This is a genomic window from Shewanella sp. GJ50-10, from assembly GCF_055808815.1.
Genome location: NZ_JBVVSS010000001.1, coordinates 2,962,473 through 2,978,205 on the forward strand (window position 1 = coordinate 2,962,473; position 15,733 = coordinate 2,978,205).

Annotated in this window: 10 protein-coding genes and 15 tRNA genes; 11 read left to right on the top strand and 14 right to left on the bottom strand. The window is 40.8% G+C overall.

The genetic code is table 11. The features are described from left to right. Positions 1-56: 56 nt before the first annotated feature. Both AC0L4E_RS12435 and AC0L4E_RS12440 read right to left on the bottom strand, forming a co-directional pair. Positions 57-611, bottom strand: a complete 555-nt coding sequence (locus AC0L4E_RS12435; protein WP_473679441.1) for a methylated-DNA--[protein]-cysteine S-methyltransferase — start codon at positions 609-611, stop codon at positions 57-59. Continuing rightward, positions 601-2,226: a DNA-3-methyladenine glycosylase 2 family protein gene (locus AC0L4E_RS12440; protein ID WP_473679442.1), complete on the bottom strand. Its 1,626-nt coding sequence runs from the start codon at positions 2,224-2,226 to the stop codon at positions 601-603. The genes AC0L4E_RS12435 and AC0L4E_RS12440 overlap by 11 nt, the downstream gene beginning before the upstream one ends. 184 nt (positions 2,227-2,410) lie before the next feature. Between AC0L4E_RS12440 and AC0L4E_RS12445 the strand changes: the two genes are divergently transcribed. Continuing rightward, on the top strand, positions 2,411-4,240 hold the full coding sequence (locus tag AC0L4E_RS12445) for an ABC transporter ATP-binding protein (RefSeq protein WP_473679443.1): 1,830 nt from the start codon (positions 2,411-2,413) through the stop codon (positions 4,238-4,240). A gap of 280 nt (positions 4,241-4,520) precedes the next feature. Here the strand turns inward: AC0L4E_RS12445 and AC0L4E_RS12450 are convergent. The 7 genes from AC0L4E_RS12450 to AC0L4E_RS12480 form a co-directional block, all read right to left on the bottom strand. Beyond that, positions 4,521-4,596: transfer RNA gene (locus AC0L4E_RS12450), tRNA-Val, on the bottom strand. A gap of 37 nt (positions 4,597-4,633) precedes the next feature. Next, positions 4,634-4,709, bottom strand: a tRNA-Val gene (locus AC0L4E_RS12455). Positions 4,710-4,746: 37 nt separating this feature from the next. Further along, positions 4,747-4,822, bottom strand: a tRNA-Val gene (locus AC0L4E_RS12460). Between the two features lie 37 nt (positions 4,823-4,859). Then, positions 4,860-4,935: transfer RNA gene (locus tag AC0L4E_RS12465), tRNA-Val, on the bottom strand. Between the two features lie 37 nt (positions 4,936-4,972). Then, positions 4,973-5,048, bottom strand: a tRNA-Val gene (locus tag AC0L4E_RS12470). A 37-nt stretch (positions 5,049-5,085) separates the two neighbouring features. Next, positions 5,086-5,161 (bottom strand) — tRNA-Val (locus AC0L4E_RS12475). Positions 5,162-5,201: 40 nt separating this feature from the next. Continuing rightward, positions 5,202-5,277: transfer RNA gene (locus AC0L4E_RS12480), tRNA-Val, on the bottom strand. 823 nt (positions 5,278-6,100) lie between these two features. Between AC0L4E_RS12480 and gltX the strand changes: the two genes are divergently transcribed. The 9 genes from gltX (at position 6,101) to AC0L4E_RS12525 (ending at position 8,969) form a co-directional block, all read left to right on the top strand. Continuing rightward, a complete protein-coding gene (gene gltX, locus AC0L4E_RS12485; RefSeq protein ID WP_473679444.1) occupies positions 6,101-7,510 on the top strand; it encodes a glutamate--tRNA ligase in 1,410 nt (469 codons plus the stop codon). A 105-nt stretch (positions 7,511-7,615) separates the two neighbouring features. Further along, a tRNA-Ala gene (locus AC0L4E_RS12490) sits at positions 7,616-7,691 on the top strand. 82 nt (positions 7,692-7,773) lie between these two features. Continuing rightward, positions 7,774-7,849: transfer RNA gene (locus AC0L4E_RS12495), tRNA-Glu, on the top strand. Positions 7,850-7,957: 108 nt separating this feature from the next. Continuing rightward, a tRNA-Glu gene (locus tag AC0L4E_RS12500) sits at positions 7,958-8,033 on the top strand. A gap of 118 nt (positions 8,034-8,151) precedes the next feature. Further along, a tRNA-Glu gene (locus AC0L4E_RS12505) sits at positions 8,152-8,227 on the top strand. Positions 8,228-8,334: 107 nt separating this feature from the next. Next, a tRNA-Glu gene (locus AC0L4E_RS12510) sits at positions 8,335-8,410 on the top strand. A 107-nt stretch (positions 8,411-8,517) separates the two neighbouring features. Next, positions 8,518-8,593 (top strand) — tRNA-Glu (locus tag AC0L4E_RS12515). Positions 8,594-8,701: 108 nt separating this feature from the next. Then, positions 8,702-8,777 (top strand) — tRNA-Glu (locus AC0L4E_RS12520). 116 nt (positions 8,778-8,893) lie between these two features. Then, positions 8,894-8,969: transfer RNA gene (locus AC0L4E_RS12525), tRNA-Glu, on the top strand. Positions 8,970-9,606: 637 nt separating this feature from the next. On the opposite strand, the gene AC0L4E_RS12530 is transcribed toward AC0L4E_RS12525, so the two are convergent. The 3 genes from AC0L4E_RS12530 to tesB all read right to left on the bottom strand — a co-directional run bounded on the left by AC0L4E_RS12530 (position 9,607) and on the right by tesB (position 12,297). Next, positions 9,607-10,857 carry an MFS transporter gene (locus AC0L4E_RS12530; RefSeq protein WP_473681640.1) on the bottom strand — a complete coding sequence of 417 codons (1,251 nt, stop codon included), beginning with the start codon at positions 10,855-10,857 and terminating at the stop codon, positions 9,607-9,609. Between the two features lie 175 nt (positions 10,858-11,032). Then, the gene (locus AC0L4E_RS12535) at positions 11,033-11,428 is read right to left on the bottom strand and encodes a YbaY family lipoprotein (protein ID WP_473679445.1); all 396 of its coding nucleotides are present in this window, start codon (positions 11,426-11,428) and stop codon (positions 11,033-11,035) included. Positions 11,429-11,433: 5 nt separating this feature from the next. After that, the gene (tesB, locus tag AC0L4E_RS12540; RefSeq protein ID WP_473679446.1) at positions 11,434-12,297 is read right to left on the bottom strand and encodes an acyl-CoA thioesterase II; all 864 of its coding nucleotides are present in this window, start codon (positions 12,295-12,297) and stop codon (positions 11,434-11,436) included. A gap of 236 nt (positions 12,298-12,533) precedes the next feature. Between tesB and AC0L4E_RS12545 the strand changes: the two genes are divergently transcribed. Next, on the top strand, positions 12,534-13,406 hold the full coding sequence (locus tag AC0L4E_RS12545; protein WP_473679447.1) for a 1,4-dihydroxy-2-naphthoate polyprenyltransferase: 873 nt from the start codon (positions 12,534-12,536) through the stop codon (positions 13,404-13,406). 78 nt (positions 13,407-13,484) lie between these two features. Here the strand turns inward: AC0L4E_RS12545 and AC0L4E_RS12550 are convergent, their stop codons facing one another. Both AC0L4E_RS12550 and gndA read right to left on the bottom strand, forming a co-directional pair. Next, a complete protein-coding gene (locus AC0L4E_RS12550) occupies positions 13,485-13,622 on the bottom strand; it encodes a hypothetical protein (protein ID WP_473679448.1) in 138 nt (45 codons plus the stop codon). 479 nt (positions 13,623-14,101) lie between these two features. Further along, complete coding sequence (gene gndA, locus AC0L4E_RS12555) at positions 14,102-15,631, bottom strand: NADP-dependent phosphogluconate dehydrogenase (protein WP_473679449.1); 1,530 nt, start codon at positions 15,629-15,631, stop codon at positions 14,102-14,104. Positions 15,632-15,733 lie beyond the last annotated feature (102 nt).

The following is a 15,733-nucleotide window of genomic DNA, read 5'->3' on the forward strand; positions in this document are numbered from 1 at the left end:
AAAACTTAACTAGTAAAGCTCAACAGGCCCTAGCAACATCAACCTAAAATAACATGTTAGTTTTCAGTATTTACGCCTTCTAAGCTTAATAGATATTGTTTCATCTCAAGCCCATAGGCATACCCTGTTAAGCTCCCATTTTTACCGATAACGCGGTGACAAGGAACAATAATAGCTATCGGGTTAGCGCCGTTTGCAGCACCTACAGCTCTTACTGCTTTGGGGCGTACAATTTTGTCGGCAATTGCGGCGTAGCTGCAAATTTCTCCAAAGTTTAATTCAGTTAATGCTTGCCACACTTGCTGCTGAAACTCAGTGCCTTTAGCGGCAAGTTTTACATCAAAGGTTTGTCGTTCTCCTTTAAAATATTGCTCTAACTCTGTTATCGCCTGCGCCACATAAGCTTTAGCCTGCTCTAATTCAATTTCAGATGGTGCAATTGCATCTGAACCTGCATCAGTTTGCTGATTATTTGTTGCATTGGTATTGGCAACTGAATCTTTCACCACCTGTAAGTGAGTTAAACCATACTCAGATGCTTGTAATTTAAGGCTCCCTACAGGGCTACTAATAACCTGCTGGTATAACGGTGGTTGATTATTAATTTTCATCATTTTTCCATAATTGAAAGGTTAAATAACTGCCCCATGGGCTCACTTGATGACTAATTTGCTCAACGAGTTGTTGGTATAACTTGGGAGTAAATTCCCTATCTAAGCCGGTAATAGCATCTTGTTTGGCAATTAAGGCTTTAATTCTATTCTTGATAACCAAATCACCACCAAGAAAAATGTTTGGGTCACTTTCTCCTCGCATTTGAGCGTAAGCTATCGTCCAAGGACCAATTCCCTTAACCTCTATCCAAGTTTCAGGTGACGCTAACGGGTTTTGTGCCACAAATTGACCCAGTCCGTTCAAAGCACGCTTTCTTGCACCTGGCATTTTAAACTCATCAAGTCCAGCATCGGCAACTTGCTTAGGAGTTGGAAAAAATAACACTTCCCGCTCCCCAATAGTGCATTTATCACCATAGTTAACCGCTAACAGATTTAATAACTTACTGGCTTGAACAACACTCACTTGTTGTCCAAGTACCGCGCGGCAACCCGCTTCAAGTACTGACGCAGTCGCTGGAATCCTCAGCCCTGATGACACAGTCATTCCCATAACTTCCAATGGCGAAAACGCTGCTTCAATAACATCCATATCAGCATCTAAATCGAGTAACTTACGAACGTATTGCACGATTTGATATAAGAAACCTATGTGTTGTTGCTCTTCAAATTGTACGTTCAATGAAAGCTGATTTTTAGCCTTAATCTGAGCGACTTCAAATGTGCCTCTAATTAATTTGTCGTCAAGCAACACAGCAAAACTGCGACCATATGATAGTGTCTTTTCGTTAAGCCACTCCATGCCTTCAACCGCGCGTAATTGATAAAATGCCCACATATGAGGCCATTGATATGGCGGCCTGTAATCCAACAGTAAATTAATCCCTTGCGGACTCGTTTGCAGGCTACGTGAGGTTGTTTTGTCTTTTGATTCGACTGATTTAGCGCTACTTGAGCGCCTTAATTGCGAAGGAGTTAACTGCAATTGGGACTTAAATACTTCGTTAAAACGCCTAATACTATTAAAACCTGCCGCCATAGCGACATCGGTCATTGAAAGCTGGGTCTGATGTAACAGTTGTTTTGCGAACATCAGTTGACGGTATAAGGCATATTTTTTGGGTGAGGTACCAAGTTGTTTGTTAAACAACTGGCTTAAATAGCGCGAGCTAATTCCAAGGCGGGCTGATAAATCCGTTAAAGACTCTGCATTATCACCGCTTAAACAGCCACCATCAATTAAATGAATCGCTCTTTGTAAACTGGTGCTCGTACCTTGCCACGCATTCGATTGCGGCGCACTGTCTGGTCGGCAGCGTAAGCAAGGTCTAAGCCCTGCTTCAGCCGCTTTGATAGCAGAATCAAAATAAACCACATTTTGCTCTTTAGGGGGCGATGCTGGGCAAATAGAACGACAAAAAATACCAGTCGTTTTGACACCAATGAAAAAGCGACCATCAAAACGAGCATCACGACTTAATCTTGCCTGCCTGCAAACATCGTCTGACAAATGACAATTAACAGAGCCTTGATTTGATTCACTATCATGGCTTAACGAAACCAACTGCGTTTCATTCGATCCGTTGGTTTCATTAATATTAGAAGTCTTCATAACGGCTTAGATACGCTCATAACAGCTTAAAGTAAATCTACTGTAACCAAAGTTACCTGTACTCACTAGCGGAAAACGGAACTCAATGATGATTCTTTTCAGACATGAATTGTAATAATCAATTCAACACTTGGTTCACAAGTTACGGTATCCTAGCAATAACTAATATTTGTTAGAGCAGTTGATGTTTAAATTTTTCGAATCGTTAACCAACCCACTTCCTCAAGAAGAGCCATCCCAAGCCCCAAAAGGCATTTATGCTTTTTGCCGCCATTACACTCGTGGGTTTGAAAAGCATCTGATTATCATGTCGATGTTAACTGCTACATTGGCCGTTTTAGAGGTCTCTTTATTTGGCTTTATGGGTAAATTAGTTGACTGGTTAGTGACTAAAAACCCTGAAACCTTATGGCAGGATGAAGGTAATACCTTAATCGGTATGTCGATTATTGTGCTGGTTGTGATCCCTCTATTAGTTTGGCTACACGCCTCTATCGTCCATCAAACCTTATTGGGTAATTACCCAATGGCGATTCGTTGGCAAGCTCACCGTTATTTGCTTAAGCAGAGTATTTCGTTCTACCAAGACGATTTTGCAGGCCGTATCGCCACTAAAGTGATGCAAACCTCATTAGCTGTGCGTGAAACAGTGATGAAATTACTGGATGTATTGATGTATATCCTGATTTACTTCACTTCAATGTTAGTCATGATAGCCAGCGCTGATATTCGTTTAATGTTGCCCATGTTGATATGGTTATTTGCCTACGTCGCAATACAATGGAAATTAGTCCCCAAACTTAAAGCCATTTCAGCAAAGCAAGCCGATGCCCGTTCGACAATGACAGGGCGTATCGTCGATAGCTACACCAATATTGCGACTGTTAAGCTGTTTTCTCACACTAAGCAAGAAGCTGATTACGCACAAGACAGTATGATGGGCTTTTTACACACAGTTTATGGCCAAATGCGCCTTGTCACCATCATCAACGTATTAGTCCAAGCCATTAACTACATGCTGGCATTCACTATTGCTGCAGTCTCCATTTGGCTTTGGGCAGACAATGCCATTACCGTCGGCGCGATTGCTATCGCGGTGAGTTTAGCCTTAAGACTTAACGGTATGTCACAGTGGATTATGTGGGAAATCAGTTCTTTATTTGAAAACATAGGTACTGTCACCGACGGCATGAACACCTTATCTAAACCTATTGAGATTGAAGATAAGCCCAATGCAAAAGATATCATCGTTGATAATGGTAAAATTGATTTTAACGATGTGAGCTTTAATTATGGTGAAAACTCAGGGGTGATTAACGACCTGAATTTAAATATTAAAGCCGGTGAAAAAGTCGGTTTAGTGGGTCGTTCGGGTGCAGGAAAGTCCACACTGGTTAACCTCCTGATGCGGTTTCATGATGTCGAGAAAGGTCATGTTGCCATTGACGATCAAAAAATTACCGATGTCACCCAAGACTCATTACGTTCAATGATCGGCATGGTGACCCAAGATACCTCACTGTTACATCGCTCAATCCGTGAAAATATTCTTTATGGCGACCCTACAGCTTCAGATGAGCAATTAATGGCCGCAATTGAGCAAGCTCAGGCAAGCGAGTTCATTCAAGACCTATCGGATCCTTTCGGTAATACCGGCTTAGATGCACAAGTGGGTGAACGTGGGGTTAAACTATCGGGCGGTCAACGTCAACGAATCGCAATTGCACGTGTATTACTTAAAAATGCACCGATCCTTTTACTTGATGAAGCGACATCTGCGTTAGATTCTGAGGTTGAAGCAGCGATTCAAGAAAGTTTGTATGAATTGATGCAAGGTAAAACGGTAATTGCTATTGCACATCGTTTATCAACCATTGCAGCAATGGACAGATTAATCGTATTGGATAAAGGCAAAATTGTTGAACAAGGTACTCATCAAGAATTAATCAAATCTGGTGGGATCTACGCTCAACTTTGGGCTCATCAAACCGGTGGATTTTTAGGCATTGATTAACCTAATTTGAGTGAGTAAAGACACAAAGCCGTTCAATGCAATCATTGAGCGGCTTTTTTATGGCTCAATTACCTATTCAAAGAGTGAATATAGATTACCAATACGGTTAACGACCTAATCAATGAAGGTTTGCTTAAGCTTGCCAACAAATTATGCGAAATAGACTCTTTAACGAAAAAATGAATAGATTGCAGCAAAATAAAATGAATAATAAAACAGAAAATTGAATGTTTGAGATATCAATAAGATTTGAGAAATTAAAGAGGTAAAGCAGAAGAAATGGTGGTCGATACTGGGCTCGAACCAGTGACCCCCTCCTTGTAAGGGAGGTGCTCTCCCAGCTGAGCTAATCGACCTGGGATTTCGTAATGTTTTAATTCTTTACAAAAAGAATGGTGGTCGATACTGGGCTCGAACCAGTGACCCCCTCCTTGTAAGGGAGGTGCTCTCCCAGCTGAGCTAATCGACCTGGGATTTCATAATGTTTTAATTCTTTACAAAAAGAATGGTGGTCGATACTGGGCTCGAACCAGTGACCCCCTCCTTGTAAGGGAGGTGCTCTCCCAGCTGAGCTAATCGACCTGGGATTTCGTAATGTTTTAATTCTTTACAAAAAGAATGGTGGTCGATACTGGGCTCGAACCAGTGACCCCCTCCTTGTAAGGGAGGTGCTCTCCCAGCTGAGCTAATCGACCTGGGATTTCGTAATGTTTTAATTCTTTACAAAAAGAATGGTGGTCGATACTGGGCTCGAACCAGTGACCCCCTCCTTGTAAGGGAGGTGCTCTCCCAGCTGAGCTAATCGACCTGGGATTTCGTAATGTTTTAATTCTTTACAAAAAGAATGGTGGTCGATACTGGGCTCGAACCAGTGACCCCCTCCTTGTAAGGGAGGTGCTCTCCCAGCTGAGCTAATCGACCTGGGATTTACACAATGATTTAATTCTCTATAAATAAAGAATGGTGGTCGATACTGGGCTCGAACCAGTGACCCCCTCCTTGTAAGGGAGGTGCTCTCCCAGCTGAGCTAATCGACCTCGCTGTGTGGGGCCGTATTATAGGGAGCAACAAAATACTGTCAACGACTTTTTCATTTAAAAAGCTTAGCCGTGGTAAAAACGTGCTGATTGTTGAATTGTTAAACGCTTTAATGGCGATAAATGACGAAATAGACTGCTTTAAAGCAAAATTGTTTATCGTGCCCTCTAGCCTTTTATCTCTTTAATGCTTTTCCCTCAAATAATATTGAGAGTAAAATCATCATACATTCATCAGAAGTCGCTCTGTCATTTAATCAACCGAATCTTAATTACTACTTTATCTATGTAAAGAGAATCAATAATCCCAAATAGCGACTAAATCGATCCACCTGACAGGTTCAAGGCCAAGCTTCAGTCACAGCTCAGTCAAAGTTTAGTCGGCCTCTCTATCACTCTATATCTTACAACTTTTAATTCATTAGTAACTTCAGCCGAGTTATTAGCCGAGTTAAAAGATGAATAAGCCAGATTTAAGTAGCTAATAGATAGTCAACTGTCATTCAAACTTAACCTTTGCACTGATAACAAGACGAATTTACGCATCAATAGCGAGTCTATGGCAAGTAAATTCAATATAGTTGGCGTTGAACAAGCGGTTTGATATGGATTTATTAAACTGAGTTGAGGTTAAGTAAGCAATTAGCACTCTCTTTGGCTATAGTTTTTTGCTTATATCTATCATTAATTGCTGTGCTTATTGACGCAGTTTAAATTATCAATAGTGAAACTCGCATAACAAGGTGGTTTGGGTATAGAATATCGGCCACTTTATTATATCTGTCTTTATATAGACGTTTTGAAAATAGGTCAGTGTCCCATTATGACAACTAAGACGCGTTTTGCTCCTAGCCCAACAGGCTTTTTACATGTAGGTGGTGCTCGTACAGCACTTTATTCTTGGCTTTATGCCCGCGCAAACCAAGGCGAGTTTGTTTTACGTGTAGAAGATACTGATATTGAGCGTTCAACTCCTGAAGCTTGCGCAGCAATTCTTGAAGGAATGGAATGGTTAGGTCTAACTTGGGATGAAGGTCCTTATTACCAAACTAAACGTTTCGATCGTTACAACGAAATCATCGCTCAAATGCTAGAACAAGGTACTGCTTATAAGTGTTACTGTTCTCGCGAACGTATTGAAGCAATGCGCGAAGAACAAGCTGCAAATGGCGAATCACAAAAATATGACGGCCATTGTCGTGATCATGCTCCTCGTGATACTGACGAGCCATTCGTTATTCGTTTCAAAAACCCAACTGAAGGCAGTGTAGTTTTTGATGATCATGTTCGTGGTCGTATCGAATTTGCTAATGATACATTAGATGACTTAATTATTGCTCGTACAGAAGGTACGCCGACATACAACTTCTGTGTTGTAGTTGATGACTGGGATATGGGCATAACTTGTGTTGTTCGTGGTGAAGACCACATCAATAACACCCCTCGCCAAATTAACATCCTTAAAGCATTAGGTGCACCAGTGCCTGAATATGCTCACGTATCGATGATTTTAGGTGATGACGGTGCAAAACTATCAAAACGTCACGGCGCAGTCGGTGTTATGCAATATCGTGATGATGGTTACTTACCTGAAGCACTTCTTAACTACCTAGTTCGTTTAGGTTGGTCTCATGGCGATCAAGAAGTTTTCTCAATGGAAGAAATGATCTCGTTATTTAAACTAGACGATATCAACAAAGCTGCTTCAGCCTTTAATACTGAAAAACTGAACTGGTTAAACCAACATTACATTAAAGAACTTGCGCCAGAATATGTAGCAAACCACCTTCAGTGGCATATGGATGATCAGAAAATTGATACAGCTAATGGCCCTGCATTAGCAGAAGTCGTTACAGCATTAGCAGAAAGAGCGAAAACATTAAAAGATTTAGCTGCATCTAGCCGCTACTTCTATGAAGATTTCGACGCTTTCGACGAAAATGCTGCTAAAAAGCATTTACGTGGTGTTGCAATGGAACCACTAAAGCTAATTCAACAAAAAATTTCTGCACTTCCTGAGTGGACAGTTGAAGCTATTCATCAAGCAATTGAAGATACAGCTGCAGAACTTGAAGTGGGTATGGGTAAAGTCGGAATGCCTTTACGCGTAGCGGTTACAGGCGCTGGTATGTCACCTGCTGTAGATTTAACCTTATTTTTGGTTGGAAAGGCTCGTTGCGAACAAAGAATATCCAAAGCGATTGAATTTGTAGCAGATAGAATAAATTCTTAAAAAACGAGTTGACACTTTTGGCGAGGCTGCATAGAATGCGCCTCGCAGTTGAGACACAACGTGATTATTTATCGCAGCATGTCCAAATGTATTAAGTATAGTTGAGGGGCTATAGCTCAGCTGGGAGAGCGCTTCGCTGGCAGCGAAGAGGTCCACGGTTCGATCCCGTGTAGCTCCACCAATTATACTTAAATCAAAGCGTTAAGTTTTAGCCTACAGAACTTAATGAGTATTCACTCTTTGCAGAGTCTAATGCAGTCCGGGTCCCCTTCGTCTAGAGGCCTAGGACACCGCCCTTTCACGGCGGTAACAGGGGTTCGAATCCCCTAGGGGATACCACTATTTTAAAATTATTGATTTATTTCGATAGTTTGAAAAAAAGCGTTAAGTTTTAGCCTACAGAACTTAATGAGTTATTCACTCTTTGCAGAGTCTAATGCAGTCCGGGTCCCCTTCGTCTAGAGGCCTAGGACACCGCCCTTTCACGGCGGTAACAGGGGTTCGAATCCCCTAGGGGATACCACCTTCTTTTTTTAAGAAGATAAATTACTGAGTAATTGGTAATTTGAAATTAAGCGTTAAGTTTTAGCCTACAAAACTTAATGAGTTATTCACTCTTTGCAGAGTCTAATGCAGTCCGGGTCCCCTTCGTCTAGAGGCCTAGGACACCGCCCTTTCACGGCGGTAACAGGGGTTCGAATCCCCTAGGGGATACCACTATTTAAAAATTATTGATTTATTTCGATAGTTTGAAAAAAGCGTTAAGTTTTAGCCTACAGAACTTAATGAGTTATTCACTCTTTGCAGAGTCTAATGCAGTCCGGGTCCCCTTCGTCTAGAGGCCTAGGACACCGCCCTTTCACGGCGGTAACAGGGGTTCGAATCCCCTAGGGGATACCACTATTTTAAAATTATTGATTTATTTCGATAGTTTAAAAAAAGCGTTAAGTTTTAGCCTACAGAACTTAATGAGTTATTCACTCTTTGCAGAGTATAATGCAGTCCGGGTCCCCTTCGTCTAGAGGCCTAGGACACCGCCCTTTCACGGCGGTAACAGGGGTTCGAATCCCCTAGGGGATACCACTATTTTAAAATTATTGATTTATTTCGATAGTTTGAAAAAAAGCGTTAAGTTTTAGCCTACAGAACTTAATGAGTTATTCACTCTTTGCAGAGTCTAATGCAGTCCGGGTCCCCTTCGTCTAGAGGCCTAGGACACCGCCCTTTCACGGCGGTAACAGGGGTTCGAATCCCCTAGGGGATACCACCTTCTTTTTTAAGAAGATAAATTACCGAGTAATTGGTGATTTGAAATTAAGCGTTAAATCTTAGCCTACAGGATTTAATGAGTATTCACTCTTTGCAGAGTCTAATGCAGTCCGGGTCCCCTTCGTCTAGAGGCCTAGGACACCGCCCTTTCACGGCGGTAACAGGGGTTCGAATCCCCTAGGGGATACCACCTTCTTTTATTAGCTTTATCATTAGAGATAGCTTTTAAGAGTTATTAAAGCCACTTAATTGTGGTTTTTTTATGTCTGAAATTTGCCAGTCTCAACTCTTTCATTACACAATCTTCTAAACATGAACTTCTATACATGAACTTCTATACATGGGCCTCTAAACACACATCACTGATTTAGATGTCATTCTAATACTGCAGTATTTAATCACTCAAAACTTACCTTACTCCACTCCAGCTTAGCTTTAACCCTAATATCAATAACCAACACAACTCCTTGTATTGATCATTAGCCTTTCCATCACCTGAACAAAGAGACTGTTTTATTAAATACAGTGATTAAAATAGAAATAATGCAGGCAATTACAAGCTAAAGCTTAGGATGTGTTTATCCATATAAACCATTTATCTTAGTTATCATCGAAATATTTACCCTAGCTTCAACTAGACTCTCAGGGGATGTGCTAAATGAAGTCCTCAACATAATTTACTTAATTAAGAACTCAACTAGTTCGTGATACAGCTCATTAACAATGAATTTTAAGAGCCCATTGCAGTAGATTTTTAAATTACCCGAATAACAGATATAAAAAAGAGGCCTACGGCCTCTAATGTTTATTCTATACCTCGACAATAATTAGCTTGTTTGAACAACCTTTTCGAGTTCAATATCTTTTGACTGATGATAAGTCAGTCGCATAATTGCCACAGATAGCAAGGCTAATAATCCACAAGATCCAATAACAACCCCTTGCCATTCTAATTGGTGCCAAAAAAGCATCAAATACGGCCCTCCAAGCGACGCTCCGAGATAATAACTGCAAAGGTATAAAGAAGTCGCTTTAGCACGATGAGTCGACGCTCTGATGGCCACAAATGAGTTACAACAGCTATGAGTTAAAAAGAAACCACTCGCAGTAAGTAAAAATCCTAGCGTAATAGCGGCTAGGTTATCCATTAAGGTAAGCAATGTCCCTAATAGCATGACCAATAATGCACCTTTAAATAAACGTAACGCGCCAAATTTCACCACCCACTTAGCTGAAAAATAAGACGTTAGTGTGCCACTCAAATAGCACAAGAAAATCAGAGTGGCTGCAAAACGGCTAAAATTATATGGGTCATCCATAAGGTGCAGCTGAATAAAACTGAATTGATTCACCATCATCATGAACGCAAGCCCACCAATGGCATAAACTAAACGCATTTGATGGTCTGTTAAATGGTAAATAAAGCCACCAATATCTTGTTTTATCTTTGATAACACGCCAATAGAGTCTTTAATTTTTTCAGGCTTTAGCTCTCGCCTTGGCAATAAATACGTTACCAGCGTAATACCAGTTAATGTCACAGCAAAATTGACTGTCATTGCTTGTTCCCAAGTGCAATATTGCGATAACAAGCCACCCATTAACCTACCACCAATACCACCTAAACTATTGGCCATAATATAAATACCGGCCGCTTTTAGCAGAAAACTAGCTGGTAATTGGTCTTTAAAGTAAGCCATCGCAATTGCAGGGACAGCAGCTAATAAAACCCCTTGCAACAATCTCACCATTAATAATGCATCAAAATCCTGTGCAAATATTAATAGAACATTTGAAGCTACCAGCAACCAGAGGCTCACCATAATTGGGGCAAGACGGCCAATACGATCGGAAATAACCGCATAAATTAATAGCGAGAAAGCCAGCGAAAAACTGGTAACAGAAAGAATTAAAGTGGCTTTAGCGCCTGTAACATCAAAATGTTCTGCAATTGAAGGCAGCATGCCTTGTACGGCATAAAGATTAATATAGACAACGATAGAGGCTAAACATAAAGCCCAAATGAGTCGATGCTCAGAACGAGATTGATCGACTTCATTTACAGCATTAACACGCAAATCAGGCACAACTTAAGCCTCGATTATAAAAAGAAATGAAATTTGATTATTGCTTGTTAAGCAGCACATGCAATTAGTGATATAAGAAGATGTGATTTACGTCTTAATTCCTAGGAATAAAAATTAAGACGCAAACGAAATAACACCGATTTAGCTGAAACGGAATAAATTCAGTTTAACGTTCAACTTGTTTCATAATAACTTCGGTAGTGTATTTATCGTTATTTACAACAGGAAATTTATCATAGGTTTGAAAGATCACTTGCCCTTGATATGAAATCATTGCCACCACACCATATTCAATATCATCGTCGATACTGTCCGCAGGTAGCGTAAATTTAAATGGCACCGGAGCGCGAGCAATATCAAAGTTTTTCTGCGAAATAATCAAGCCGGGGGTATTTAAGTCAATAATTGCAATATCGATTCGACAGCCAGCAGGAAGAGTTACCCGCTCTAAATAACCAGCATAGCCATTAATAACAACTGGCTCATCAGGTGTTACAGTGACACATGCCGTCAATATTAGAGTTATCACCCCAAAGACCATTGCTTTAAAACCATTCTTCATCGTCATTACCCTTTCGTCATTCTTAATAGACCTTCTTGAGTTGCTGATGCAACCAAACGCCCTTGTTGATCAAAAAACTGCCCTTTTACAAAACCACGACCGCCACTCGCATTAGTACTTTCAACACTATAGAGCAACCAGTCAGAAAAATTAAACGGCCTATGGAACCACATAGCATGATCTATGGTTGCCATTCTCATACCTGGCGTTAAAAATGATACCCCATGCGGCTGAGCTGCTGTGACTAGAAAGTTAAAATCTGAGGCATAAGCCAACAAATATTCTTGTACGCTATGATCTGTTGGGATATTGCCACTGGCGCGCATCCAAGTATATCGCTTAGGTTCAGTCGAGTCTGGCGCAATTGGATGGACAGGGTTAACTAAACGCATCTCAATCGGTGAATCAGCCATGAACTTTTCTAGTATTTTTGCCGGCACTTTATCACGCATCGTCAGCGCCAGTTCTTGTTGGTTCAATAAGCCTTCTGGTCCGGGAACGTCTGGCATGATCGCCTGATGGTCATATCCAGCTTCGGGCGTTTGAAATGAGCAAGTCATATAAAAAATTGGACGACCTTTTTGAATCGCTTTCACTCGCCTTGCACTAAAACTGCCACCGTCGCGCATATTCTCAACATCATAAACAATTGGCAATTTCTCATCACCAGCGCGCAAGAAATATGAATGCAACGAATGCACATGTCTATCTTCGCTGACCGTTTGTTTCGCAGCGCTTAATGCTTGCCCCATTACTTGTCCACCAAACACATGGCCAAATCCTAAATCTTGGCTTTGACCACGATAAAGACCAAGCTCTATTTGTTCTAATGACAGTAATGACAATAAATCGTTTAATACCTGACTCATAAATATCCTAACGCTGTTGATGCTATCTCAATTGTCTAAGGTTACCTTAGAACCGCATATCAATAGTAAAAATAATCATAAATTTATGGTTATATGTACAAAATATGAAAAAAATCAGCAAAAATAACAATAACTTTTTACCAAATTGCGCGATCACAATCTCGTACTTAATCGTAAAAAATTGCTATGCTATTAGGCAATCCTAATTTAACTCAATACCTTGAAGCCTTAACTATATGCAATCTTGGATTTTAGCTATTCGACCACGCACCCTACCCGCTGCAATTGGTCCTTTATTAATTGGTAATATTCTAGCGCTGCACCTAGAACAATTCAGTTTTACAATTGCCTGTATCTCTATGTTGTGTGCCATTTTATTACAAATAGCCGTTAACCTAGCAAACGATTATTTCGACTTTAAGAACGGCATTGATACCGACGAGCGTGTTGGTCCAGTTCGTGTTACCCAAAGCGGCATGATTTCACCAAATAGTGTCCGCAATGCCATGATATTGTGCCTAGTATTGGCATTACTTGTCGGTTCAGCCCTGATTGTACATGGGGGGTGGCCTATCGCCGTTTTAGCCGTTGCTGCATTACTTGGTGCAGTTTGTTATAGCGGCGGCCCTTACCCGCTTGCGTCTCATGGACTAGGTGAAGTTGCAGCGTTCGTTTTTTTCGGTTTAGTTGCTGTTGTCGGCAGTTATTACATTCAAGCTGGTGATACCAGCACCAGCGCATGGCTCTTAGGCAGCGCAATAGGCATGTTTAACGCGGCGATAATGTTAGTCAATAATACTCGTGATATTCAAACAGATACTAAAGCTGGCAAGAACACACTTGCTGTGCGCATCGGTCAAGCTCAGGCTCGGATACTATATCAAGCATTAGTTTATTTACCTTTCGGGATCATTATTGGCGGATTCTTAATGGGATACCTACCCGGAATACCCGTTTTATTAGCAGGTCTTTCGTTAGTATATGCCCGTCAGCTCAGCGGTGAGTTTAGTAATACCAGTGGCGAAGCCCTTAACCCAATACTTGGTAGAACCGCAAAATTGACGATGATGTTTAGCTTTTTATTCAGTATCGGCCTAGTGTTAAATTAGGGCTTAAAATCAATAAAAGCACTTCTCATAAAGAAGTGCTTTTATATAACTCGCATAGATAACGGGTTTAATGATTAATTAACTGGCTTCCACAGCTGCATTAGCATTGGCAGAGATCAGCTTTCTATCAAAATCATCATTAAGTAAAATCACATCAGCAATAGACGCCCTTAACTTTATTGAAGCTGGCGCTTTAGACGTCGCTCTCTGGCTCATTGACTCACGTAATAACACCACTTCTAATAACTTTTCTAACGCTTCATTATCTTTAGTTTCTAACGCTGGGAGTTGTTTTACTGCTGCATCAGAATATTTATTATATTCGGTGGTAAGAACATCAATGGCTTCAACTAATCTTTTTTCTTATCCGCTTTCGTTGGCATGTATATTCCCTTATTTCAGTTAGTACCTTAATTTAACCTATATTAGACTTGTACCATTTACAAGGCCTGATGAATTTAGATAATCTCTTAATTAATATACAAAACAACTGAATACGAATGATTCGTTATTAACCATTGTAACTACAGTTAAGATATAACTTAATTTAAATATTAAAAATGCTGATATAAAAAAACGCTTCTCAAAAAGAAGCGTTTTTAGATATAGACTAATAGACAGTATTTTAACGGTTTAAATTGAACCAGCTAAATTAAGCAACTTTTGCCTATAAACAAAAGCTATCGCTGTAAAAACTATACTTTAGATAAAGTACGCTCTTTAGCGCTCCAATCTAAATGATACTTTTCACCAGCTGGCTTGTCAGTTCGTTCGAAAGTATGAGCACCAAAAAAGTCACGCTGACCTTGAAGTAAATTAGCTGGCAGCGTTTCACTACGATAACTATCATAATAAGCCACGGCAGAGCTTATACATGGCGCAGGAATGCCTTGCATCACTGAAGCCGCAACCGTTTTACGCCAGTTAATATGTTTAGCTGATAAACTGTCACTAAAGGTTTCTGCCATCAATAGATTCGGCAGGTCGGCATCATCTTGATAAGCCTTGGTGATTGATTGCAAGAAAGTGGCTCGAATAATACAACCCGCGCGCCAAATCTTAGCGATTTCGGCAAAATCTAAAGTCCAATTTTGCTCTTTTGCAGCCATCGCCATTAATTGAAAACCTTGTGCATAACAGCACACTTTGGCGCAATACAGTGCATCTTCAAGATTAGCAATAAATTCGGCTTTTTCAGCATCGTTAAGGCTAACTTTGGCGGGGCCAGCAAGCTTAGTGCTTAAGTTAATACGCAACACTTTTTGAGTACTAACAGCACGAGCATAAACAGCTTCAGCAATCGTTGGCGCAGGGCAACCAATTTGTAAACTGCTCACCGCAGTCCATAAACCTGTCCCCTTTTGACCCGCTTTATCTAAGATCATCTCTACTAGCGGTTTACCCGTTAGCGGATCATCTTGTTGCAGTACTTCAGCGCTGATTTCCATCAGATAACTGTTTAAACTACCTTGATTCCAACCATGGAAAATATCGCCAATTTCATGAGCAGATAAACCTAAACCATCATGAAGTAATTGGTATGCTTCACAAATTAATTGCATATCGGCGTATTCAATACCGTTATGCACCATCTTCACATAATGACCAGAACCAGCAGGACCTATGTAAGTCGTACATGGCTCACCCTCAATGACTGGGTTACCTGGCTCGAAACGCTCTATGGGTAAGCCTGTTTCAGGATCAACCTTAGCCGCCATCGCTTTCCATACAGGAGCAACGTACTGCCAAGCATCTTTGTCACCACTAGGCATTAATGATGGGCCAAAACGTGCACCGACTTCGCCACCTGAGACTGCTGAACTAAAGAATACAAACTTACCTTTAAAGCGCGCTTCACGCTCAACGGTATCTGTCCATAAACTGTTGCCTGTATCAACAATAATATCGTCTGATTCAATACCAGCATCAATTAACGCATTACACACACCGTCAACTGGGCCACCAGCAGGAACTGATAGAACGATCACACGAGGTTTAGCTAATGAATCGAGCATTTCGGTAAGATTATTACAGCCGAGCATTCGGGGTGCTTTGTCGGCCTTTCTTTCTGCTTGTTCTTGATTAATGGCGGCATTAACTTTTTCACTATCAAGATCGAAAGCGGCAACCTGGTAGCCATTATCAGCAATATTTAACGCGAGATTTTTGCCCATAACACCGAGGCCGATAACGCCGATGTCTGAACGAAATGATTGGGTTTTCATTATTATTTTCCAAAGGTCACAGAGATTAATCGCGCGTAGCGAATCCATTTGAAGGAGGATTATACGGATTTATGTAACAAAATTACAGTCGCAAAATGTGCA

What these genes read in the sequence shown, in the direction of transcription:
- AC0L4E_RS12435 (WP_473679441.1), bottom strand. Translation starts at nt 611, where the DNA reads ATGAAAATTAATAATCAACCACCGTTATACCAGCAGGTTATTAGTAGC.
- AC0L4E_RS12440 (WP_473679442.1), bottom strand. Translation starts at nt 2,226, where the DNA reads ATGAAGACTTCTAATATTAATGAAACCAACGGATCGAATGAAACGCAG.
- AC0L4E_RS12445 (WP_473679443.1), top strand. Translation starts at nt 2,411, where the DNA reads ATGTTTAAATTTTTCGAATCGTTAACCAACCCACTTCCTCAAGAAGAG.
- gltX (WP_473679444.1), top strand. Translation starts at nt 6,101, where the DNA reads ATGACAACTAAGACGCGTTTTGCTCCTAGCCCAACAGGCTTTTTACAT.
- AC0L4E_RS12535 (WP_473679445.1), bottom strand. Translation starts at nt 11,428, where the DNA reads ATGAAGAATGGTTTTAAAGCAATGGTCTTTGGGGTGATAACTCTAATA.
- tesB (WP_473679446.1), bottom strand. Translation starts at nt 12,297, where the DNA reads ATGAGTCAGGTATTAAACGATTTATTGTCATTACTGTCATTAGAACAA.
- AC0L4E_RS12545 (WP_473679447.1), top strand. Translation starts at nt 12,534, where the DNA reads ATGCAATCTTGGATTTTAGCTATTCGACCACGCACCCTACCCGCTGCA.
- AC0L4E_RS12550 (WP_473679448.1), bottom strand. Translation starts at nt 13,622, where the DNA reads ATGAGCCAGAGAGCGACGTCTAAAGCGCCAGCTTCAATAAAGTTAAGG.
- gndA (WP_473679449.1), bottom strand. Translation starts at nt 15,631, where the DNA reads ATGAAAACCCAATCATTTCGTTCAGACATCGGCGTTATCGGCCTCGGT.